At 62.7% G+C, this 23,390-nt stretch carries 18 protein-coding genes; 10 read left to right on the forward strand and 8 right to left on the reverse strand.

The annotated features are described in order from the left end of the window. Nucleotides 1-15: 15 nt before the first annotated feature. Genes gspG through gspM form a run of 7 tightly spaced genes read left to right on the forward strand, consistent with a single transcriptional unit; the run spans nt 16 to nt 4,567 of the window. Nucleotides 16-486 (forward strand): type II secretion system major pseudopilin GspG, encoded by a 471-nt coding sequence (gspG, locus tag ABIA90_RS00895; RefSeq protein WP_354116943.1) that lies wholly within the window; start codon nt 16-18, stop codon nt 484-486. Beyond that, nucleotides 467-937 (forward strand): prepilin-type N-terminal cleavage/methylation domain-containing protein, encoded by a 471-nt coding sequence (locus tag ABIA90_RS00900; protein WP_256468685.1) that lies wholly within the window; start codon nt 467-469, stop codon nt 935-937. The genes gspG and ABIA90_RS00900 overlap by 20 nt, the downstream gene beginning before the upstream one ends. Then, a complete protein-coding gene (locus ABIA90_RS00905; protein ID WP_071915601.1) occupies nt 915-1,319 on the forward strand; it encodes a prepilin-type N-terminal cleavage/methylation domain-containing protein in 405 nt (134 codons plus the stop codon). The genes ABIA90_RS00900 and ABIA90_RS00905 overlap by 23 nt, the downstream gene beginning before the upstream one ends. Then, on the forward strand, nt 1,319-2,002 hold the full coding sequence (locus ABIA90_RS00910) for a PulJ/GspJ family protein (protein ID WP_354116944.1): 684 nt from the start codon (nt 1,319-1,321) through the stop codon (nt 2,000-2,002). The genes ABIA90_RS00905 and ABIA90_RS00910 overlap by 1 nt, the downstream gene beginning before the upstream one ends. Continuing rightward, nucleotides 1,999-2,946: a type II secretion system minor pseudopilin gene (locus ABIA90_RS00915; protein WP_354116945.1), complete on the forward strand. Its 948-nt coding sequence runs from the start codon at nt 1,999-2,001 to the stop codon at nt 2,944-2,946. The genes ABIA90_RS00910 and ABIA90_RS00915 overlap by 4 nt, the downstream gene beginning before the upstream one ends. Continuing rightward, complete coding sequence (locus tag ABIA90_RS00920) at nt 2,943-4,013, forward strand: PilN domain-containing protein (protein ID WP_354116946.1); 1,071 nt, start codon at nt 2,943-2,945, stop codon at nt 4,011-4,013. The genes ABIA90_RS00915 and ABIA90_RS00920 overlap by 4 nt, the downstream gene beginning before the upstream one ends. After that, nucleotides 4,010-4,567, forward strand: a complete 558-nt coding sequence (gspM, locus tag ABIA90_RS00925; protein ID WP_354116947.1) for a type II secretion system protein GspM — start codon at nt 4,010-4,012, stop codon at nt 4,565-4,567. Before ABIA90_RS00920 ends, gspM begins: the two co-directional genes overlap by 4 nt. A 56-nt stretch (nt 4,568-4,623) precedes the next feature. Here the strand turns inward: gspM and ABIA90_RS00930 are convergent, their stop codons facing one another. Together ABIA90_RS00930 and ABIA90_RS00935 are read right to left on the reverse strand one after the other, a co-directional pair. After that, nucleotides 4,624-5,886, reverse strand: a complete 1,263-nt coding sequence (locus ABIA90_RS00930) for an O-antigen ligase family protein (RefSeq protein ID WP_354116948.1) — start codon at nt 5,884-5,886, stop codon at nt 4,624-4,626. A gap of 29 nt (nt 5,887-5,915) precedes the next feature. Continuing rightward, nucleotides 5,916-8,414 (reverse strand): tetratricopeptide repeat protein, encoded by a 2,499-nt coding sequence (locus tag ABIA90_RS00935; RefSeq protein WP_354116949.1) that lies wholly within the window; start codon nt 8,412-8,414, stop codon nt 5,916-5,918. Between the two features lie 248 nt (nt 8,415-8,662). Between ABIA90_RS00935 and ABIA90_RS00940 the strand changes: the two genes are divergently transcribed. Then, nucleotides 8,663-10,009 (forward strand): hypothetical protein, encoded by a 1,347-nt coding sequence (locus ABIA90_RS00940; protein ID WP_354116950.1) that lies wholly within the window; start codon nt 8,663-8,665, stop codon nt 10,007-10,009. Nucleotides 10,010-10,056: 47 nt separating this feature from the next. Here the strand turns inward: ABIA90_RS00940 and ABIA90_RS00945 are convergent, their stop codons facing one another. The 4 genes from ABIA90_RS00945 to asnB form a co-directional block, all read right to left on the reverse strand. Then, nucleotides 10,057-11,295, reverse strand: coding sequence for an acyltransferase family protein (locus ABIA90_RS00945; protein WP_354116951.1), 1,239 nt, complete (start codon nt 11,293-11,295; stop codon nt 10,057-10,059). 25 nt (nt 11,296-11,320) lie between these two features. Next, complete coding sequence (locus tag ABIA90_RS00950; RefSeq protein ID WP_354116952.1) at nt 11,321-12,706, reverse strand: glycosyltransferase WbuB; 1,386 nt, start codon at nt 12,704-12,706, stop codon at nt 11,321-11,323. 534 nt (nt 12,707-13,240) lie between these two features. Then, nucleotides 13,241-14,431, reverse strand: coding sequence for a glycosyltransferase (locus tag ABIA90_RS00955; protein WP_354116953.1), 1,191 nt, complete (start codon nt 14,429-14,431; stop codon nt 13,241-13,243). Then, nucleotides 14,418-16,202: an asparagine synthase (glutamine-hydrolyzing) gene (gene asnB, locus ABIA90_RS00960; protein WP_354116954.1), complete on the reverse strand. Its 1,785-nt coding sequence runs from the start codon at nt 16,200-16,202 to the stop codon at nt 14,418-14,420. The genes ABIA90_RS00955 and asnB overlap by 14 nt, the downstream gene beginning before the upstream one ends. A 513-nt stretch (nt 16,203-16,715) precedes the next feature. Between asnB and ABIA90_RS00965 the strand changes: the two genes are divergently transcribed. Continuing rightward, nucleotides 16,716-17,693, forward strand: coding sequence for a hypothetical protein (locus ABIA90_RS00965; RefSeq protein ID WP_354116955.1), 978 nt, complete (start codon nt 16,716-16,718; stop codon nt 17,691-17,693). 47 nt (nt 17,694-17,740) lie between these two features. Next, nucleotides 17,741-19,126: an MBOAT family O-acyltransferase gene (locus ABIA90_RS00970; RefSeq protein ID WP_354116956.1), complete on the forward strand. Its 1,386-nt coding sequence runs from the start codon at nt 17,741-17,743 to the stop codon at nt 19,124-19,126. A 100-nt stretch (nt 19,127-19,226) separates the two neighbouring features. Here the strand turns inward: ABIA90_RS00970 and ABIA90_RS00975 are convergent, their stop codons facing one another. Together ABIA90_RS00975 and ABIA90_RS00980 are read right to left on the reverse strand one after the other, a co-directional pair. Further along, nucleotides 19,227-20,996 carry a carbamoyltransferase family protein gene (locus ABIA90_RS00975; RefSeq protein WP_354116957.1) on the reverse strand — a complete coding sequence of 590 codons (1,770 nt, stop codon included), beginning with the start codon at nt 20,994-20,996 and terminating at the stop codon, nt 19,227-19,229. A 160-nt stretch (nt 20,997-21,156) separates the two neighbouring features. Continuing rightward, a complete protein-coding gene (locus tag ABIA90_RS00980) occupies nt 21,157-23,352 on the reverse strand; it encodes a glycosyl hydrolase family 28-related protein (protein WP_354116958.1) in 2,196 nt (731 codons plus the stop codon). Between the last annotated feature and the right edge of the window lie 38 nt (nt 23,353-23,390).

Here is a 23,390-nt window from a genome sequence, read left to right on the forward strand (position 1 = left end):
AAGGGGAGGGTTCGCATGATCCGCGTTTCCAAGAAGGGGCTGTTCCCTCCGCCGAGGCGGCGGCGCCGGCGTCGCGGCGAGGAAGGCTTTACGCTGGTCGAGATGCTGGTCGTCATCACCATCATCGGCATGATCATGGCGCTGGTCGGCCCGCGGGTGCTGAACTATCTCAGCGAATCCCGCGTCAAGGCGGCCAAGATACAGATCCAGAGTTTCAGCAGCGCGCTCGACCTGTTCTACCTCGACGCCGGCCGCTTCCCGACCGGCTCGGAAGGACTGGGCGCCCTCGCGCATGCCGTGAGCGGCGTGGCGTCCTGGAATGGCCCGTATTTGAAGGGCGGCAACGTTCCCAACGACCCATGGGGCAATCCTTATGTCTACAAGCAGCCGGCGGAACGCGCGCCCTACGAAATTCGCTCGCTCGGCTCCGACGGACAGGAAGGCGGGACGGGAACGTCGACTGATCTTGTCTCCGGAGCGAACTGATACGGGCGAGGCCGGCTTCACGCTGCTCGAAATGGTCTGCGTGTTGGCCATCGTCGCGATGCTCGCGGCGGTGCTGCTGCCGCGCTTTCCGTCACAGACCTCGCGGCCGCGGCTCGAGGCTTATGCGATCGAGGTTGCGGCCCTGCTCAAGGCCGACCGCAACGCCGCGCTGTCGCGCTACGGCGCCGTCAGCGCCGTTGTGGACGCGCGGGCACGTACCGTGAGGTCGGGGTCGGGCCCCTGGATCATCCAGGTGCCGCAGGACGTAGTGTTCGACGCGCTGCTGCCGCAACGATGCAACGGCCGGCCGGCGTTCTCGACCATCAGCTTTTTTGCCAGCGGCATGTCATGCGGCGGCACGATCCGCCTGACACGTCTCGGCAACGCCGTCGAGGTGCGCGTGAACTGGCTGACGGGAGGCGTGGACATTGTCGCGCAAGAAGTCCTCTAGCCGCCGGCGCGAAGCCGGCTTCACCATGATCGAGGCCGTCGTGGCGCTCGCGCTGGTGACGATCGTGCTCGCCGCGATCGGAACGCTGGTCGCGACCAATTCGCGCGGCGCCTGGAAACTCGAGCAGCATGCCGCCCTCGTCAATGCGGCGCGCGTGGTGGTGTCCACCTTGCCGCGTGCCGGAGCGCCGATGCTTGATGATCTGCGCGGGCGGGCCGCCGGCCACCGCTGGCAGATGCGCATGACGCCATTCCTCGACGATGTGCCTGTCGTGCCGGAGTCGCGGTTCGTCCCGCAGCGCGTCGAATTGCGCGTGCAGGCGCCGGGCGGGGCGATGGTGTCGTTCGAAACGATCCGCTTGCAGAGCAGAGGCGGGAGCTGATGACCGACGCCCGGCAATGGCGCGCCGAAGACGGCTTCACGCTGTTTGAAGCCCTGGTTGCGCTGGCACTGATGGGCCTGATCATGGGCGCGCTGGCCTCGGTCACCGGGCAATGGCTGCCGAGCTGGAACCGCGGCATCATCCGTGCCCAGCGTAACGAGCAGGTCGCGGTCGCTCTCGACCGGCTCACGGCCGATCTGGCGGCGGCCGACTACGTGACGCGGTCGGACAATCTGCCGTTGTTTCGCGGCGGGGAGCAGGCCGTGATGTTCGTTCGCTCCGTGCTCGGCCCGAATGGTCGGCCGGGTCTGGAGATCGTACGGATCTCCGAGATCAACGACAGAAACGGTCCGGCACTGGTGCGCATGCGCGCGCCGTTCGTGCTGCTGAAGGCGGGAGATCCCAGGGCAGACCAGATTCCGTTCGTCGATCCCGTCGTGCTGCTGCGGCTGCCATATCGCATCAGCTTCGCCTATGCCGGCCTTGACGGCAAATGGGGCAGCCGCTGGCTCAACTCCGGCGAACTGCCGATGTCGGTCCGCTTCGACATCAGGGATGTCGAGCGCGGAACCGTGATTTCGAGCGCCGCGCGGATCCATGTCGAGACAGGCGCGCCGCGGCCGGATCCGTCGACCGAGCAGGAGGCGACGCAGACGCAATCCGGTAACGGGCCGACGCAATGACCAGTCCGGCCGCTCGACTGAGACGCAAGCTTGCAGCGCAGGACGGGTTCATCGTCGTCGCCACCCTGTGGCTGCTCGCGGGATTGGCCGCGCTTGCGACCGTCGCTTCGGTCTACATCGCACAATCGGCCAATGCGCTCTCGGCGCTGGACGCGGCGACGCAATGGGAGATGCTGGGTTCGGCGGGTGTCGAGCTCGCCGCCTACCAATTGTCGGCGCCTGCGACGATGCGGCGTCCGACCCATGGCGGCTTCGGCTTCCGCCTGGCCGATGCCTCCGTGCGCGTCGAGTACATGTCGGAATCGGCACGGATCAATCTCAACATGGCGCCGCGTGCGATGATCGCGGGACTGTTCAGAGCGCTCGGCGCGCCGGCGGAAGCAGCCGACGAATATGCCGCGCGTGTCGTCGCCTGGCGGCGCACGCCGAGACCGGACGGGCGGGATACGGAGCCGGCGGCCTATGCTGCGGCGGACCTCGCTTACGTGCCAAGGCAAGCGCCATTCGCCAGCGCCGATGAGCTGTGGCTGGTGCTCGGCCTGCCGGTCGCGCTGGTCGAGCATGCGATGCCTTTCGTGACCGTCTACAGCGGTATGGCGGAGGTCAACGTGCTCGATGCCGCGCCGGAAGTGATCGCGGCATTGCCGGACATGACGGCGGCCAGGCTCGACGCCTTCCTCAATCAGCGCGCGGACCTGCCGCCCGACAATCCAGAGTTCGTCATCGGCGCGCTCGGCGGGCGGCAGCCCGGCGCCACGATATCGACGAGCGACGCCTATCGGGTGCGCATACGGATCACGCTACGGGACGGCCGGCAACGAACGCCCGAGGCGGTGATCCGGATTCCGGGACCGGGCGAGAAGGAGGCCTTCCGCGTACTGGCATGGACCGACGAGGTTGATCCGGATCGAGGAGGGCGGCCAAGGCCGCGGGAGAGCCGATGAGTATTCCCAGTCAAATCGCAGCCGCGCTGTCGCTGTGGATCGACAGCATTGCGCGCACGGTGAGCGCGCGGCTCGAACGAACGCGCGGTGCGCGGCAGATCGCGATTACCGAGGACGAGGAGGGCGCTCTGACGCTGCGCCTTGCCTCGACGACGAGCAAGGATGCCGATCTGCCGCCCGGTCGCATCAACGTCGTCGATGGCGTGATCAGCGAACCGCTGTCGGGCGAATGGTCCGCGGCGATGAAGGGTGCGATGGTCGACCTCGCGCTTCAACCATCGCGCTTCGTATTTCGTCCGCTGGAGTTGCCGGGACGTGCAGTCGAGTTTCTCGACGGAATCATCCGTGCCCAGATCGATCGGCTGACACCCTGGAGCTCGGCGGAAGCGGTGTTTCACTGGACGCCGCCGCAGGCGATCGCCGACGACCATGTCGAGTTGACGGTGGTGGCGACGGCGCGCGCGGCGGTGACGTCGTTGTCGCAAGCTCTCCTCGATGCTGGCGCGGCCGCCGTCGAGATATCGACCTCGGCGCCCGGGATGGAGCGGGTCGCCGTCTATCATCAGCGCGTCGGCGGGCAAAGCGGCTCGAGCCGGCTCCGCTTTGCGCTGATCGCAGTCCTCGCGACGACCGGCGTACTGGCGATGCTGTCGGTCGGGCTCGGCGGGGTCGCCACCGATTCCTACGATGCCCAGCTGCAGCAGACCCAGCGCCGGATCGCCGAACGCCGCGCGCTCGCTCGCGGCGGGCAGGGCGGCCAGGGCAGCTCGCCCCTCGAAATCCTGGCGCGCCGCAAGCAGACGATGCCGTCGGCCGTGATGGTGCTGGAAGAGCTGTCCGGCCTCTTGCCCGACCACACCTATGCGACCGAGCTGAGGATCGAGGGCGACAAGCTCCAGATCACGGGTCTGACCAGCGACGCCCCGTCGCTGATCCAGATCCTGGAGCAGTCGCCGCATTTCGCCAGCGCAGCCTTCTTCGCACCGACGACGCGCGCCGCCAACGAGGCGGGCGAGCGCTTCCACATCGAGACCAGGATCAAGCCGCAATTCGGGCCGGGCACATGATCAGCATGCAGAAGTTCGAAGGATATCTCACGCGCTTACCGGTCGCCGCGGTCGCGGCCTATGTGGCGCTGGTGGTGTTGTTCGCGTTCACGACAGTGCAGACCGTGATCGAGATCCTGGGTAGCCGCGATGCTGCGGCGTCAGCCGCGGAGATCCTTCAGACGCTCGAGGCCCGGCGTGCTACGCCGCCGCCCGCCGTCCGGGCCGATATAAGCGTTCCCACTGGCTCGGCGTTCCTCGAAGGACAGACGGCTTCGGTCGCAAGCGCCGTGCTGCTCCAGCGGGTGCTCGCGGCGACCAAGCGGGTGAACGGCAACACGCTGTCGTCGCAGGTCGATGTCCAGGGACCGCTCGCCAAATCCGGCTTCGTCTCGGCGACGTTCAACATCGAGCTCGCTTCAGCATCTCTTCAGCCGCTCCTCTATGACTTGGAGGCCGGCATGCCCTTTCTGTTCATCGATGGTCTGGTCGTCCAGACCATCGCGGGCAGCGCCGACAACAGCAAGTTGCGCCTGGTCCTCGGCATCTCGGCGCAGCGACAGAACGCGAAGTGAACGAAGCGACCTCGGGTGGAGGCGAAATCAGCTCGCGATCGTTGCGCGGGGGGCGCTCACGCAATTGCTGCGCGACCGGATACCGGCTTCATTTCAGGTTTGAACAGCAGCAACAGGAGCGAGACCCCGAACGCGTCGCCGAGACTGAACAACTGGGGTTGGAAGAAGGCCCCAAACGCCAGGGCGACCAATCCGCCCAAGCGGGCACAGGCAAAGCGGCGTTGCTGCCGATCCTTCCCCGTTGATCGCACTGCTTCGGCGCGTGCAGCGGCAATGACGCAACCGACAAAGAGGATTATCAATCCGCCCCCGACGATTCCGAATTCCACCAGCGTCTTCAGGTAGCCATTGTGCCCGGCCTCAAAGGCTGATGCGCGCTTGAATCCGATGCCGAGCGGATGATCCACGATCGTCGCCAGGGCCGCGAACCAGTATTCATCCCTTCCTGTGAATCCTGAAGACAGATCTCGACTTGAATCGTCAAGCGCGAGAAAGGTGGCAATCTGCGGCCAGAGGAATATGCACAAAAGCAACGCAACGATCGCCGCGGCAACCTTCCACGGGCGCAGGGAATTGAAGGTCAAGTCATGCACGACAAGCGCGGAAATGCAGCCGATCAAGGCGTACCGCGAGCTGACGAGAGCGGCCATCGAGAAGCACAGGATCCTGACGACGATACCCGTTTTCCCCGCGTGAAACTGCGACAGAATGAAGCCTGCGAGTAACGGTGCGGAAAAAAGATTTGGTTGAATACCCCCGACATTGCGGCCTTGCGGTAATCCCAGGACGGCCAGCGCGGAGATGCCGAACAGACAAAATATGATGGATGCCACCTTCATGCAGGTTTCGATGTCGTCCGGTGGCAGCGTCCATACGACAGACAGCATCAAAGCAGTCAGCATGAGCAGAATGGTGTAAAAAACGCCAACGAACGTCGCCGCCTCGTCATCGTGCAATTGTAGGACAACAGACAGGTAGATGATGCCAATGATCGCGACCTGGGCGAGGCTCAATCGCCCCAGGCTGGCGAACGCCCGCGAAGCGTGCATCAAGGACACCGTCGTGATGAACAGCGCGATTCCGGTAATCTGTCCGATCAGAACCGTGCCGCCCAGGGCAAACGAAGTTGGAACGTCCGCGAAGTCCGGGTTCAGGTCAATCATGGGGAAGGAAAGGAGGCCGCACCACGCCCAGAAAGACCCGATAACTGCAATCGTCGAAACGCTGCGTGCGCGGAAAATTGCGGCAGCACCAGCGGTCAATCGGTGCTTGCCCGGGTTGGTCGTCGATCGATCGACGAAAGATGCTGGCAGGTTCAAGGAAATCGTCCCTCTTGCGGGTGCGCTTGTCAGACGGTGGTTCCCGGCACCCGGACGTGGTCCGGCGGCAATCCCGCCATGTGCCGCTCCATCATGGCCGCGTATGCCGTCTCCAGATCACGCGTGTATTGCTTCGTGTCGTACAAAGGTGTCGTCAGTCGATCGCGGGCCAGCTTCGCTCTCAGCGCCGCGCGCCTGGCGGGATCGTTCGCCAGTTCGATCGCCAATTGTTCGTAGGCCGCCGGCGTCGTCGTGATCAGTTCGGGCAGGCGGATCGCATTGAGCAAGCTCGCCCCGACACGCGCCGCGAATGTTTCGCCGAGGCAGGTCACGACCGGAAGTCCGGTCCAGAGCGCATCGCTGGCGGTCGTATGAGCGCCGTACGGAACTGTATCGAGGAAAAGGTCCGCGCAACGATGCCGCGCTAGGTGCGCGGAGGTGGGGAGCCGTTGGGCGAAAACCAGACGACGCGGCGCCACGCCCCTTGCCTGCGCCTCTCGACGCAAATTGTCCGCAGCCGTTGGATTGTCCTCGAACAGCCACAACACGCTGTTCTCCACCGCGGCGAGAATCCGCATCCAGGATGAGAAAACGTCGGGCGTGATCTTGTAGTTGTCGTTGAAGCAGCAGAAGACGAAAGCGTCATCCGGAAGGCCGTGCTCGGCGCGGACAGGCATCAGATCCGCAATTGCACGGTCGCGATCGTTTGCCTGATAGCTTTCGGGAAGCCAGGCGATTTTCTCCGCGTAGCAATCGTAATCGTGCTCGGGAATCACGTTTCGGTCTGCGACGATGTAGTCGATGAAGCCTGCACCGATGGTGCCGGGAAAGCCGAGATAGTTGACCTGGATCGGGGCGGGACGCATGGCCAAGATGCCGGTGCGCGCGTCCTGGGTATATCCTTTCAAATCGACGAGGATGTCGACTTCCAGAGCCCTGACAAGCTCGGCGATTTGAGTGTCACTTTGCGGTTTGGCGTCGACAAAGCGCTCGAACGCGGCTTCGATCCGCCGGCGCATGTCCGAGCCGTCGTTTGGGCCGATCGAGATGGCGGTGATTTCAAAGCGCGTCCTGTCGTGATGTTCGAAGACGCCCGCCATCAGTTGCGAGGTCGCGTGCTGATGAAAATCCGCCGAGAGATAGCCGATGCGGATGCGGTCGTGAGTGTAGCGCTCGCCGCGCCAGACCGGCGAATTCTGGAGACGAAAGTTGTTCTCGGCCCACGTGCGCGCGCATTGAAGCTGCTCGGCCGATGTGGACGGAATCGCGACGAACATGAACGGTGAGACGAGCTTCCCGCTTCGGACCGATGACCTGACCGAGGCACAACCACTCTCGAAATCCGTCCAATCGCATTGATGCAACTTGACGCGCAAACAGGCGGCGGCCACGGCGGACTGATCCGGATTGAGGTCGAGAGCCCTGTTCCAGGCGACTAAGGCGTCGTCGTAACGTTTCTCGAGGTAGGCGACCTGACCCTTCGCCAGCCAGGCGCTCACCAGGCCGGGATTCAGGGCTGTGGCGCGGTCGAGAGCCGCCGCCGCATCGTGGTGACGGCCAAGGGACAGCAACACAGTCCCGCGCCCGAGCCAGGCCTCGGCGAAAGCGGCATCCGCAGCGATGGCGCGATCGAACGCGACCTCCGCATCGCGCTGACGGCCTGATCGAAGGAGAATATTGCCGTGTCCGGACCAGGCCGACGCGAGGTACGGCCCGATGGTGAGCGCACGGTCGTACGCTGCCGCAGCGTCCTCGAGGCGACCGAGATCGAGGAGCGCGTTGCCGCGGCCAGCCCATGCTTCGGGGAGGTCGGGTTGCAGCTTCAATGTGTGGTCCGCGGCAGCCAGAGCTTCGTCGCGCCGGCCCAGCTGGATCAGGGCGTAGCAGCGGCCGAGTGCCGCTGCCGCAAGATCGGGCCGCAGCGTGAGGGCGTTGTCATAGGCCGAGAGCGCGTCGTTGTAACGGCAGGTCGCGAAGTGGATCGTTCCCTTATCGAGATGCGCCTCCGCGAGCTGTGGGTTCAACTGCAATGCCTGGTCATACGAAGCGAGTGCCGGTTCATATTGGCGCGACTTCGCCAGCGCCGAACCCAGCATGAAGTGGGCCGGAAAATGCCGGGGGTGATGTATCAACAGGCGTGTCAGATGTTCGACGGCTTCCGAATGGCGGCTCAGAGCCAACAGCCCGGCCGAGCTTCCATGTAGAAGTCCCAGGCTGGTCGGCGCGAATTGTAGTCCGTGCTGGCACAGCCGGACCAACTCGTCATGCTCGCCGGCCCGGTGGAGCACGGCCGCGTAATTCTCAATGAACTCCACGTTGACCGGCTTCGACTGTAACGACCGTGTCATCAGCAGTTTTGCGCGATCAATATTTCCCGCCGCTGCCTCGGCCACGCCGAGGAAGTGCACGGCGTGAAGATTATTGGGATTGGCATCGATGATGCGTCGATACAGTTTGGCGGCGGCCGCGATGTCCCCCTTGTCATGCAAGGACAGCGCCCGATCCAATATCCGTCGCTCGTCACGCATCGCTCGAACCGCACACTGCCTCAAAGGCCCGATGGCCGGGACGAACTCCCGCTCTGCTTGACCCGACCCCATTCCTTACGTTCCGAATTGCACAAGACTGTGACATCGGCGGCTGTAGCGGCGAGCTATGCGATGATCCGCGAGCTGTCGTCGGACCGGTTATGCGAGGTATCAATTCGTGTAACATTGGTCTACATCGGCGCTGCCAGCCGTAGGTTCAGGTAACGACGCCCGCCCCGGAAGACATCATGGTTGAAACAAGTGTCGCGAGCTCCAACGCCTCGGATGGAACGCGGAGCCCTGCGGCGTCTCGATACCGGCTTGCACAAATGCGCGCCGGCGGGTGGGTGAGAGCCGTCCATGGCCAATGGAGGCAGATTGCCAACATCGGGCTGCTAGTCGCCGGGTTCGGCCTCGGTCAAGGGGCGATATTCATTGTCCAGACCGTACTCGTAGCCGCAGGCGAGTACGAACTTCTCGCAGCATTCGGCACGCATTATTCCTTTGCCATTCTGGGCATCGTCCTCGTTGATGCCGGTGCGAGTACGACACTCGCCCGGGCAGTCGCCCGCTTGCCGAGCGGTCGAGAGGCAAGCGGCGAGGTATGGCGGATATTCTGCGAGACGAGCGCGATAAGGATCACGGTGGCCTTGATCGTCGGTGCCGCTGCAGCCCTGTATGTCTGGCGATTCTCGACTGACGAGTTTTCGCGATGGTACGTCGCCCTTGCGCTCCCCGGATTGCTGCTGTGGGCCGTCAACGGGGTTGGTCTGCTCGACGGCCTGAGACTGAGTGGCATCAGCGGAATCACGGGATCGGTGGCTTACCTGGTCACCGCCGCCGGCCTCGCCTTGGCGGCCCACAAGTCGGCTGCCGCAGCGGGCGCGATCCTGGGCGGCGCCTTTTCCATAGGCTATCTCGTGACGTTGATCGCGCAATGGACGACGCTGGCGCGCAAGGGCTGGTACCCCCGGTTTCACAGGGTGACACGTGCGGGCCTGACAAGGGCACTGACGGACGGCTGTGCCCTGTCGTTCCAGATCTTGCCGGGGCAGGTCAACATGCGCGTTCAGTTGGTATTGAGCACGGTCTATCTCGGCGCCGAGACGACCGCCCTTTTCGTGTACGCCAAGCAGATCGTGACGGCATCGACCCAGATCGTAGGGTTCGTGCTGAGGGTGGAATTCCCAAGCCTCGTCGAGAAACTGTCGGCAGCCGGAAAGCAGAGCCTCGGCAATATGCTCGGGACGCAGAGAATGGCGCTCTATTGCGCGGCGATGTTTGCAGTCGGGGTAACCGTCGTCGCCGGCATCGCTGCGCAGGTGCCGGACTTCGGCTTGCACCAGGCTGCGATTGTCATCGCTGGCTTCGCGCCGACGATATTCACGATGTCGCTGTTGCTGATGATGATGCAGGCCCTGGCTGCGACGGGCGCGTATGGCCTCGCCGCCGGAGCTCTGGCGATCGGCTCGGCGGCGGGAATGCTGGCCAGTTACATGCTGGTTTCGATGCTTGGTGTCTATGCTTTCGTGGCGGGAGAGGTCGTCTTGAATCTGGTTGGGCTCTCTGTCGGATATCGTTATCTGCGCCGCTGAGGGACGAGCCGGGACGGCCGAGCCCCGATCTTGTCGTCCTGTGATTATCAGCTCAAGTCGGCCGGTTTCGGCACCATCGCGATGGGGGGAGCGGAGACTGGCTTGGCTGCAGGCCCCCATGGCAACCGGAATGACAAGGGCCTCAGGAAATTTTCGGCAGCCTCGACGATGATCCTCTTCTTCGCCAGGACCTTCGATTCGACGAGATGCCAGGACAACGCCGCGAACGCCAAGCTGAGGACATAAGCCATGGCAAAGCTGAGCAGCCAGTTCTTGTTCTCCGGAAAGAGGTAGACGAGGAGCTGCTGCACCGGCAGCCCATACAGGTACACTCCGTAGGAGTAGTCGCCCGTCCGATTGACGAACGTCTCTCGGAAGTTGGAAAGCCCGACGAAGACGGTGGCGTAGGCGATCGGGATCATCGCCAGATATTGCAACGCTCCTCCCCAGAGCAGGGCGTAGGAAAGCACGACCGACAGAGCGAAAAGGTCAGCTCGCAGCGGAACCTTGTCCTTGAGCTCGAACAAGGACACGCCGATCAAGAACGCAAGGACGAGAGTCTCGATCTGCACTCTCCCGTCGCCTGCAGACCAGTCCGCCGGCGCATGAATTCCCAAGGCCTGCATTCCCAGCAGGCAGATGAACGTCGCCACGGTGACGAGCGGAACGGTCCGGCGCAGGTGTGCGAGCTGCAGGACGAGCACGGTAGCGAGGATTGCGTAGCAGTACATCTCCGCCGGAATGGTCCAGAGCTGCAGATTCACGACACGCGGCACAGGGTTGTTGAGAAAGACACCAGGCAGATAATATTGGATATCGCCGATGATATTGAGAGGATATGCCCGAAACAGGGGATCACTGAAATACGCGGCCAAGGTGAAGCTGGTCACGAGCGGACCGAGCACCAGCATTGCGAGAAGCGACTCGACACAAAGCGCCGGGATAATACGCAGCACTCTCAGCAACAGAAAGCCGATTGTCGTCTTTGAACGATGCAGACTTCCTGAAACAAGGAATCCGCTAAGGGCGAAGAAAGCCGGCACCACTGCCCAGAGAATTGGCTGGTAGATCGGGGGCTGCGCCACGGAAAACATGCCGACGCGGACCGTCGAGTCAACCAGCGACTTGAAGGTCTGGACATCTGCGCCCAGCGTAAACGTCTTGCTATGGATGAAGAGGACGGCCGTAGAGAGAAGTATCCTGAGGTAGTCGAAGCCTGTTGAATGGCCCTCAACGGATTCCATCCGAGCGGAGATGCTTTCTCCCTTGGGCAGCGCGGAAGCCATCAGTACTGATCCCCGTCCAGTCTTGCTAATGCTCAGAGCCGACGCCCCTGGCGCGCGGACGCAAGGGCTCTCTTGAGGGCGGCCACCCTGACGTCTCTGGGCGGCGGCGGCTGCCCGTCGTGACATGTTCGATCGAGCGAACCGGCGTCGCCAACGGCGCAGTGCGCGGAGCAGGTGTGGCGGCCCGCTGCGGAAGGGACATGAATTCGTGTTCGAGCGAACGGATGATCGAGATGCGATCCCATTTCTGCTCGGCGCGTGCGCGCGCGACGGCGCCGAGGCGATTCCGCAGTGCTTCGTCTTCGGCCAGCATCGTGACAGCCGCGGCAAGGCCGCCAGCGTCGCCCGGAGCGATGACGAGGCCGGCACCTTCGACCTCTGACGCAATGCCCGTACCAGGCTCGGTCATCGCGATGAGCGGTCGGCCGGACGCGAGCATGCCGGCCAGCTTGGACGGCAGAACCAGGTCGGATATCTCGGCCTTCTGCGGCAAGAGCTGAATGTCGGCGGTGCTGAGCAGCTCCGAGACCCGATCGAGCGGCTGGAGATCAAGGAAGCGGACGTTGTGCAGACCGGCAGCCATTTGCACCAATGCCGGTTTGACTGGGCCATTTCCGCAGAGAACGAACTTTACCGAGGGCTGGCTGTCCTTCAATGCTGCGGCGGCTTCGATGATCAGCTCAAGCCCCTGCTTGTTCGACATGGCGCCCGAGTAGAGCGCCACGATATCGGTCGGCGCCAGCTGCAGTTCCGAGCGGAGCTCCGTTTGATTGCTTCCCGGCACGACGATGCTGGTATCGATCCAGTTCCGGAACTCACGTAATCTGGGAGGCGCGATGCCCTTGTGCTCGAGGCGGCGTACCATCTGGATCGAGATGGTCGAAACACGGTCGAATGAACGCAGTATCCATCGTTCGACCGTACGCATCAGCTTGCGCGTGACACCGCTGCGGAGCAGCCCGACCTCGAAGGCTGCGTCGACTTCGAGGTCCTGAACATGAACCCAGGAGGATGCGCCGGTCATCCTGGCGGCCAATGCCGCCATGGGTGCGGATAGCAGGGATGGTGCCACCACGAAGACGATATCGGGACGCCACCAGAGCGCGCTCGACAGAACGGGGACGGCTGCCGAAAGCATGAAGGAGGTGTGGTGAAGCAGTCGCTTGAGACCCGAGGGCCGGCTTGGCACGTAGATCGGCGCCCGAACGACGTCCACATCGTTCAGACGTTGATGGCGATACCATCTCGAACGATACCCCGGTGGGATGCTCCAGTCGGGGTAATAGGGCGGGGCGGTGACGACGCGAACCTCGTGACCCCAACTGGCGAGACTCTCGCAGAATTCGGTGTTGTATTTCGCCACGCCGATCAGATCGGGAGCATAATTTATCCCTATCACCAACACCCGCATGACCGTCCTCATTTTCGGTCGAAGCGAAAGGCTTCGAGCGGCCGCGACAAATCCCAGCCCGCCGAGCCGGTTACGGGTTCGGTCGTGGCGCCTGCAGGCCGGAGCGTGTCTTGGGGGTGAAGCCGAGTCCGAGATGATCCTGGATAGGATCGACCTCGGCGAGCATCCTCCTGCGTATTGTTATGTCTGATATCATTTCTTGTGTGACGTTATCGTAATAACGATACGACAAGTAACAGGGGGCGGCGTGGCGCGGCAATCCCGGGAATTGGATCGATCGGTGCAACACACGGCGATCGGAAGCCTGGCTCAGCGCGGGCGGCAAATCCAGATCGGGCCGGGGCGCGGATCGCGGCGGCGAAGTCGGGCGTCGCAGGTGTTGCGAGGCGGCACCGTCACTGCCGGCTACGGCGTTTCGGCAATCTGGATCACGCGTTCCAGATGACGAAAGATCGCGACATGCCAGGGCGGGTCATCGGCAACTTCAGACGTCGATCCGGCCGTCTGAACCGCACCAGATACCGGGTTCTCTCGTCACGAGCGCGGAGAGGCCTGCACCGCACGCACGACATCGATCAATGCCGTCGCCATCCGGTCAACACTGAACCGATCCGCGAACAGATCGTGGGTTCGTCGGCCCATGGCTGCCCGGTCTTCCGGAGACATGGCCAGCCATGCGCGCAGGTTCTTGAGTGTGCCCGCCAGCGAATCTTCGGCGACAAGACCTGCGCCGGCCGCTTGAACCTCGCGCCATATATTGACCTTGTCGGAAATCAGCACGGACAGGCCGCAACCCAGGGCCTCGGCGACCGAGATGCCGAAGTTCTCTTGATGGGAGGGCAGCACGAAGGCCTCGCTGCTGTGGAACGCGCCCCATTTGGCGTCGCCCTGCAACATGCCGGGCCATGAGATGCGATCGGCCACGCCCAAGGCGCGGGTCCGGTCCTTGAGCTGAGCGACCCAGCCGGTCTGGTCCGGCCCGGCCATCAGCAGATGCAGGCGAGGCTCCTCGGCCGCCACGTGGGCGAATGCCTCGACAAGCAGATCGCAGCCCTTCTTGGTGTGCAGCCGCCCGAGAAAGAGCAACACCCGCTTGCCGCGCAACTCGGGATGGGCGGAGAGGAAAGCCTCTCGCAGCGGGGGCGCGTCCTGCGGCGGCAATCGCGTGCCGTAGGACACCACGACCTCCTGCGCCCGGTAGGGCCAAAACGAGCGGCGCGCAAGCAACCGCTCATCCTCGCTCGTGAACAGCACAGCCGCAGCGTCGCGCAGAACCCGGTATTCGGCCCAGGGCCAGTAGAGGCACTTCTTCAGATGCTTGAGCGGATAGTTCTGCTTGAACCACGGATCAAGCATGCCATGCGTGAACACGACGTAGGGCTGCCTCAGCTCGCGCATGACCTGCCAAACGGCAAAGCTGTGGTACTGCCAGATACCGTTCACAATGACTGCGTCATAACCGCCGGCGTGGGCGCGCAGCCAAGGCTGGAGCGACGTCGAGAAATGATAGCTGCCGCGCGGCGGCCCGAGTGCATGCACAGGTAACGGAAAGGATTCCAGATGAGGCGCCCTGGGATCATCCAGACACGCTACTTCGACCTCATGGCCCATCTCCAGCAGTCGCAAGCCGCGCTGGCGCACACCCTCGATGGGCCCGCCATTGCTGGGATCGGCGGAGGAAATGACGTGAAGCAGCCTCACTGGTGTCTCCTCAGGCTGCGGCAAAATGTCGATACAGCGTCATCGCCCAGTCGCGATGCCGCGTGACGCCGCTGCTCGCGCCCGGATTGAGCCACTGATGGATCGGCACCGCAAATCCGGTCTTGGGCCGGTTCAGCACGCCTTCCGGCAATTCGGGCGCGACGCGCCTGACGATGGTGCGCTTTTCGCTGTTCGCGTCGAAATCCGGAAGCTCCACGAAGTGTTGCAGCAGTTGCAGATCGACCAGGGGCACGCGGATCTCGAGCGAATGCGCCATACCCGCCCAGTCGGCGTCGCGCAGCAACTGGTTGCGCATGTACCACTGCATCTCGAGAGCGGAGACCGCCAGCCGGTCGCTCTCCAGGCCCTCGGTACTGGCATCGAGGCGGTTCATGGTCGCGAGCTCCTCCAGGCCATCTCTGGCCATGGCCGGGTCCATCAGCTGCGCGAGCTCCCACGGCATGTGGAGTGCTCGCCGCAACAGATATGCCCCCGACAGGCTGTGGCCGTATTCGACGAGTCCCGCATATTTGGGCGACGGCAGTGCCGAGGCGAAAGGTTGGGCCAGATGCCGCAGCAGCAGCCCGGTTCGTTCGCCGACCGGTGCGCGCCGCATCAGGCTCACCAGGCGCGGTACCTGCCGGAAGCTCGGGTAAGATCCGAACAGCTCGTCGCCGCCGAGCCCCGAGATCGCAACTTTCAGGCCCTGCGCGGCCGCAGCCTTGGAGACGAACCAGACGTTGATGCCGTCGATCGAGGGTTGATCCATCGCGTCGATCAGGTGCTGCCGGTCGCACTCGAAGTCGCGGGCTGAAATCCGATGCAGCGCATGCTTTGCGTGGAGCAGGCCGGCGACTTCGTCGGCCAGTCCGGCCTCGTCGTTGGGGCCGTCGGCATACTCGTTGAAGCCCAGGGTCAGCGTGCGCAACTCGCCGGCGCTCGCCGCACAGGCCGCGAGCATGGTTGAATCCAACCCCGCCGAAAGGAAGACGCCAACAGGCACGTCCGCCACCATGTGCGCGGCGACGCTGTCCCTGACCGCTGCGGCGATCTGATCGAGCGCGTCGTCGGTGCGGGTGCCGGAGGCCGTGGGCAGGCGACCCAACGCATCCACGATGCTTGCAAACCGGACCGGCCGTCCGGCGCCCGCGGCGCTGAAGCGCTGCCAGTGCCCAGGCGGCAGCGCGCGGATGCCGCGGTACAGGGTGTATGGCTCGGGTACTGACCCCCACAGCAGGAAGCCGGCGTGGCCCGCCGGTTCGGGCCTCCGGTCCACCGGGGCTTGCAGCAACGGCTTGACCTGGGACGCGAAGCGAACGGTGGCGCCGTCGTCGGCCACGTACAGAGGCTTGATGCCGAACGGGTCCCGGGCCAGCAGCAACTCGCGCCGACGCGCGTCCCAGAGTGCGAAGGCATACATGCCGCGAAGGTCGGAGAACATCTCTTCGCCACGCTGGGCGTAGAGCTTGAGCAACACTTCGGTGTCCGATTGAGTTCGCGTCGCGACGCCGTCGTGGTTCAACCGGGCGCGCAACTGCTGGTGATTGTAGATCTCGCCGTTGAAGCAGATCCAGTTGCCGGTTTCGAGGTCAAGCATGGGCTGCGCGCCGCCTTCGCTCAGGTCGATGATGGCCAGGCGGCGATGTCCGAAGCCGACGCGCCCGTCGGCGGCCATCCACAGGCCGGCGGCATCCGGACCGCGCGCGAGCATCGCGTCACGCACGCGCAGCAGCTCGGCTTTGTCGATGGGGGCCGCCTCGGCACGGTATGCGAAGGCGCCAGCAATTCCACACATGGTTCAGCTTTCGGTCAGCGAGGGACGTTGTCATGCACGATGATAATAATTGTGCGACGGTGCGTTACGGCGCCTTGAATCGTTCTCCCTGCGCAGGCACTCGCGCAATGTGACGGGGAAGCCCGGACCAGCGGCCGGTTTATCTACTCAATGTTACCGTCTTCGGCAATGCGCTGCACGTATCGAGTACTGCGATCCCGATATCGTCAAACTGTAATGTTCGTTTGATAGGACCTCGGCTGAAACATAACAGAATGATAACAGGGCTGCATGTTCTCCGCTCCCGAACGCACCAGGCCGGCGAACGCGCGCTTGCAGTTTCGGCACGGCGAACGGCCCGTCACCACCGCCGGCACCCGATCATCCCAATGCTCTGTCCCGTGAGTTCCGTCGGATATGTACAAGCCTCGCCGGCGCCAACTCTCTGACCGGATTTCACTGGGCTCAGAGATATCGGAACGAGCTACAGCCACGGTCCGCTCGCCTCTGCCATCTCCGGAGGCCGCATCGGCTTTGAATGCAGAAGAGCCGGCCGCGATCGCCGCTCCGTGGCTCAAATCCGTCGTCGTCTTCGGGCTGTTGTTCGGCGCGGTCTGGCTCTCGCTGTATACCGCCTACGCCATGCTGCCCTTTATCAGGCCGGGCTCGGTCGTTATTGCGTACGCAAAATTGGATACTCTTGTGAAGGGCCGGATGTTCGATCCGCAGGACCGCAATCGGGTGATGGTCTTCGGCAACAGCAAGCTTCTCTCGGCGTTGCGTCCATCCGACCTGGATGCGGCCGTCGGACCCGGCTTCCGATCGTATAACCTTGGGCTGCCCGGCGAAGTTCACTTTCTACCGATTCTTGAAGCCGCGTTGGAAGCCGGCAACGTTCCCACGCACGTGCTGTTGACGATCCCTTGGGACGACAAGGGCGCATCCGATAATTTTGCTGATATCCTGCGCAACGACAATTTGTTGGCAAGCACGCTGTTTCCTTTTCGTAATTTGCCCCGTGAAGCAGCGCTGTTCGCTTTTCAGAATCTGGATCGACTGTCCGACGCGCGCCACGATGTGAGGATCCAGCGCGCTGCAATGCTCCGCGACCGGGGCTGGTACTTCATCAAGTCGCAGAGCCATTACCCGGGCGATCGCCTTCCGGATGACTACGCCCTGCCGACCGATCATCCCACACGTATTGAGCTACGGATGATCCCTGAAAAGTCTCACTCTCGTAATCACCTCGAACGGCTGGCGAGCCAGTATGGCTTCCAGATCATGATTGTTCCGGGCTTCTTCCGCGCTGGCGAGGCTGCTCCGCTGCCAGCCGCTGACGACGCCAGGTCGATGATGATCTCGGATCGGCCCCTCATTCGGGTGTTTGGGCCGGACTATTTCATGTATCCGCCAGCGCTCTTTGCCGATCCGCAGCACATGAATCCGGCTGGGGCGCGCGCCTACACGGCCGATCTGGCCAAATTGCTGAAGGCCACCGGAGCATTCGACTGATGCTCTTCAATTCTTTCGAATTTCTGGCGTTCTTCGTAACGTTCCTGGTGGTGTTCTTCTCGTTGCCGGGGCGAATCCAGCCGCTGGTGCTGCTGATCGCCAGCTATATTTTCTACATGAGCTGGCGCCCTTCCTTCGGACTTCTGCTCGGATTGACGACGATCGTGGACTACACGACCGCACTCATGATGGCGCGGGCTCGGACCGATGGCGGACGCAAGGCGGCGCTGATCATCGCGCTGTCGATCAACCTGGGCGTACTCGGAACGGTCAAATATCTGGACTTCCTGATTTCGAACGTGCTCGGCGTGGTCGGGCTGTTCGGGTATGTGGTGCCGGAATATGCCCTTGGTCTGGTCCTCCCGCTGGGCATTTCGTTCTACACGTTTCAGTCGGTCGGCTATACGCTCGACGTGTACAATCGCAGGGTTGCTGCTGAGCGCGACTTTATCACCTACGCCCAATATGTGAGCTTCTTTCCGCAACTGATCGCCGGTCCGATCGAGCGCGCGGCACATATGCTGCCGCAGTTCCGGATCACGCATCGGCTTTCATACCAAAATGTCACCGCGGGCCTGTTGCTGGTCGGCTATGGCCTGTTCAAGAAGATGTGCATCGCAGACGTGGTCGCGTCGGTGGTGAACGGGATCTACGCCAATCCGGCGCAGTATTCCGGCAGTTATCAACTGCTCGCGGCGGTGCTCTTCGCCCTCCAGATCTATTGCGATTTTTCGGGGTACTCGGACATTGCGCGTGGCGTGGCACGCATCATGGGTTTCGATCTCATGATCAATTTCGGGCAACCCTATTTCGCCACCAGCCTGAACGAGTTCTGGCGCCGTTGGCATATCTCCCTGTCAACCTGGTTCCGCGATTACCTGTTCATTCCGCTCGGGGGAAGCCGCGGCAGCGAAGGCTCCACCGCGCGCAATCTCATCATCGTATTCGCGGTCAGTGGTATCTGGCACGGTGCCGCGTGGAATTTCGTCGCTTGGGGCACGCTGCATGGGGTCTGCCTCGTTGTCGAACGAGCCTTTATCAGGCTTGCAAAACCGGAAGCGTGGCTCGGCGAGCCGGCTCGTCTGCTGCTCGGCTGGGCCTGGATGCTAGCCGTCGTGCTCGTGGGATGGGTCTTCTTCCGGTCGACGAGCGTCGCCAATGCGATCGTCGCCCTGCGGAGCCTGGGCGACTTCGGTCCCATCTCCTATTTCACCCTGAAGATGCTCGATCTCGCGAGCGGCGAACTGGTCATGCTCGCCGTCTCGCTCGCACTGCTGCTCGTGATCGACTTCCACCTGTCGTTTCGGCCGCAGCGCCTTCGTGAACTGTGGGAGGTGCGCTGGCTGCCAACGGCTGCCGGTGTCGCGCTGGCTTATTACGTCGTGCTGTTCGGCATTTTTGGACATGCCGAATTCATCTACTTCCAGTTCTGACCGCGGCCGACACGCGGCCGCGAAGGTTGGGCGTGAATATCCTGACCCGAACATCGAAAAGGGGGGCGTCGCAACCGCCCCAATTCACGGCGTCAGCGGCCTACGCGTCCGACAACAGCTTGGCATGCTCGCCTTTCACCACCAGGTACCTGCCAAGGCAGATGGCGTCGAGGCCGGTGCGAAGGAAGCAGCTCATGGCCTGTTCGGGTGTGTCGACGATCGGTTCGTTCTCATTGAAGCTGGTATTGAGCACGATCGGTATCCCGGACAGTTCGCCGAAGCTGTGGATCAAGTCGTAGTAGAGTGGATTGGTGTCCCGCGCGATGCTTTGCAGCCGTCCGGTGCCATCGATATGGGTGATGGCGGGAAGTCTTTCCTGCCATTCCGGGCGAAGCTTGACGACGTGCATCATGAAGGGACTGAACACATCCTGTTCAAAATAGGTCGATACCGCCGGCTGCAAGATGGTCGGAGCAAACGGGCGGAAGCCCTCCCTTCGCTTGATCTTGGCGTTGATCACATCCTTCATGTTGGCGCGGGTCGGGTCGGCGAGAATGGAGCGATTGCCAAGAGCGCGCGGGCCCCACTCGGATCGCCCCTGGTACCAGCCAACCACCAGCCCGGCGTGCAACAGGGATGCCACCGCCTTCGGAACGTTGCCGGGCGATAGTTCGCGCATGGGAGTTTTGGCCGATTCCGCTGCGCGCCGCATCGTCTCATCCGAGTGAGCCGGCCCCCAGTAGGAATGCGTCATATGGAATCGTTCTCGTCCGCCCGCGACATTGTGCCATGTCCACAGGCCCGCACCGAGACACAGACCGTCGTCCGATGAAGCCGGTTGCATATATGCCTGCTGGAAAGGCGTGTCGCGCAGCAGGCGCGCGTTCATGACGCCGTTGAGTGCGCAACCTCCGGCATAAACGACCTGCTTGCTCGGGACCAGATCGTGCAGCTTGTTGAAGCAATGCACCGCCACTTCCTCGAAGCGGACCTGACAGGAGCGGGCGATGTCCTTGTCCCGTTGCGTCAGCTCCTGGCCGCGCTGGCGCGGTGAACCGAACTTCTCGATCCATTTGTCGGTGAACAAGCGCAGCATTTCCACGTGATTTCGCTCGTCCATCTTTCCGCTTTCGCCGCCGCGGTGCATGCCAAAGAAGCCCTCGGCGAGCTTGAACCAGCCATCGGGCCGCGTTTGGACGAGTTCTCGCATCGTGTCCGCAAAGCTGTCGACGCCGTATGGCGCGAGACCCATGACCTTGTACTCTTCGCCATATTCGGCGAAGCCGATGAACTGACAGCATGCCGTGTAGAAGAAGCCCAGGCTGTTCGGCAGGTTGACGCGGTCGAGCACGTCGATCCGTGTCCCCTCGCAGCGCGCCGCCATCGCGCTGGTGAAATCGCCGCTGCCGTCATAGGAGAAGCCGGCCGTCAGCCCGTCGAACGGCGAGCAGTAGTAGGAGCTCGCAATGTGGGACAGATGATGTTCCACGTTGACGACTTTGGCCTTGACCATGTCCGGGGCCTGCCCGGACGCCTCGGCGACCTGCTCGCTGATGCTCAGCTCGTCCTTGGCCCGCCGGATATGCTCGAGCGCCGCTTTGCCGCCCGAAAGCGGATTGCGCAATACATACGAGACCTGGGCCGCGCGATTCTGCGACGGATCGCGCGCGACCGCGATGAAATCCAGATCCTTCGACGATATGCCGCCCATGGCAAGAACCGATTGGATTGCTTGCTGCGGGAAGGATGGGTCATGCTTGATGCGTTTGCCGAAGCGCTCCTCAGCCGAAGCTGCGACCACCCTGCCATCGATGATGAGCGCCGCGGAGGCATCGGGATGGTTGAGGTTGAGGCCGAGAATTGCGGTCATCGGTACGGTCTTTCAGGTTGTGAAGCGGCTGCCGGAGAGGAATTCCGTTCGGCCACAGCGGGAGATCGCAGCCAGAGCAGGGGTTTAACTAACAACGGAACTTATCATTACCGTGACTGATCGAGAGGGAGTGCGAGGCAGGGGCGGGTAGCTCGTAGCGCTATTTTTGGATACGCCGTTCTTCGACGTTCCTTCGACTGAGCCACCACGCGACGCCGCGATCAATCATCAGACCGACCCGTGATGGTCCCATGGTGTTTCCTTCGATGACCACGTCGCGGACACCGGGCGAGGTCGCGGCAAAGCCTTTGATTTCGATGTGGGCGTCCTGATCGAGGCGATTGCCTCGAACGATCACCGCCTGCACCATTGGCGGTCGACCTGGAGCCTTTGCGGTCTGGTTCGCCTGGACGAGAATTGAAGCCTCATTGGAGAAAATGCTCCGTTCGGGTCCGGCCCGGTAGACGTTTCCTTCGAGTATGTGATTGTCGAGGATCTGAATCCGCCAGCCGGGCTGGAAACTGTCGTAGGACAGTCCGAAGACGGCAAAGCCGCTGGTCCTGTTGGATCGATTGCCGGAGATGACATGCCCAAGCGCCGTCCCGTACGTCTGCGCGGCGACGCCCGTGTCTTCGAAGTCATTATCGATGATCAGATAGTTTTGCTGCGCCTGGGTAACCGTGACCTCCGAGTTCGAGTCCAGCGCCACCTCGAGCGGTCGATCGAGCACTACCGACAAGTCGGACGGCTTTTTCTCGAATGCTTTGACCCTGGCGTATTGGCCGGCACCGCGCCCGTTGACCACCATGACGGCGGCGCCGGTCCAGTCCGTGCCGGCCGGATACGGATTCGCTGCATCCAGCAGCGACAACCGATCCGCACCAGTGCTGTTCGCGTGACCGAAATAGAATCCGCCTGGCCCGTCCGACGTCATGGCTTCCCGATCCCAGCCATAAATAGCCTTGAACGTATTGCCGCCGACGAAGATGTTCTCGGATGCGCTGACCCACTTTGACAGCGTCGATATTCCTCCGCCCGTCCCCTGGAGATCGGCGGCAGTGACCGTATTGCCTTCAAAGACGACCTGACGCGATCCTACGATCGAGTAGGAGCCATAGCGGCCGTTGGTCAGGATATTGCGGGCCACAATCGCGTTGGTTGCCTTGAAGAGGCGAAGCGAATGTCCGGATCCCAGAATGTCGCAATCGGATACTTCGATCCTGTTTCCGCTCAATCGAATGGTGTCGGGAGATCCATCGGGATAAATCCGGCGGAAGTCGTTCATTTGCTGCAGGGTGGCTTCAGCCTCCATGAGACCCCGGAAGGCCGAACCGCGAATGCGGACATGTCGGATGGCGATATCGGCCGCGTCAGGAATCGGGGCGTCGCCGAACTGAAAGCCCCCCGCGATGATGTGCGGGTGGTTCGATGCGTAGATTGTGAGGTCTTCGACCGAGAACTGCGACCTTCCCTGTATCAGCGCGGCCGGAAGCGTTGCCAGACTAGGCCAGACCAAATTGACGAGATCGATGCGTTCCCCCTGCAATTTGACGCGAGGTGGAATGACGATCATGTCCGAGATCAGATAGCGCCCGCGCGGGAAGTACACGGTCCCGCCTCCAGCCTGGCTCGCAGCTTCGATGGCGGCCTTGACGGCGCGCGTACAATCGAACTTGCCGTCGCCGTTCGCGCCAAATGCCCGTACATCGAAGGATTGCACCGCGTTCGCTTCGGGAGAGCGCACGACGATGCTGCCCACATCGACCCATTCGGCGTCGCCGCCGTCTCCGTTGGAGAGGCGCAACCGGTAGCGGCCGGGTGAAACCTGATCAGGGATGCGAAACGCACCGCGCCACAGGTCGCCTTTGGTCAGAACGGCTTTCGTCGGCGCATTCCCGGCATCGGGCAGCAGCAACAATTGTGCACGGCTTGCCTGGCGAACGATGTTGCGACCGAACACCTGGAGCCAGCCCGAAGGCGAGACCTCGTCGCCGAGATTTCCCTGCGTCCAGTAGATTGTTGGCAGGTTGATGCGGCCGCTGAGAGTGCCCTGGGGATGGGTCAGGCTGAAGCGGTAGATCCCGGGCGTGAACTGCTCCGGGATCGTGAATTTAAGGGAGAGGGGATTGGCCTGCAGAATCGGAACGGAGGTATCCCGTCCGCTCTCGCGGGAGGGGCCGTCGCCAATTCTGGCAACCGTCACAGATGTAATCTTGTCGAGCTCGGCGCCGGTGACGAGCACTGTTTCGTCCGGACCGACGGGATCGTTGAACCAGAACATCGCGGACTGTGCGGTTGCCTCCGCCATCCAGAGCAACTGAAACAGGGCGACGATGGTCGCGATACTACGCGTCATGGACCGTGCCCATTGAAATCATTCTGGCGTTCGAGCGC

Source organism: Bradyrhizobium sp. LA6.8 (genome assembly GCF_040547935.1).
Lineage (GTDB): Bacteria > Pseudomonadota > Alphaproteobacteria > Rhizobiales > Xanthobacteraceae > Bradyrhizobium > Bradyrhizobium barranii.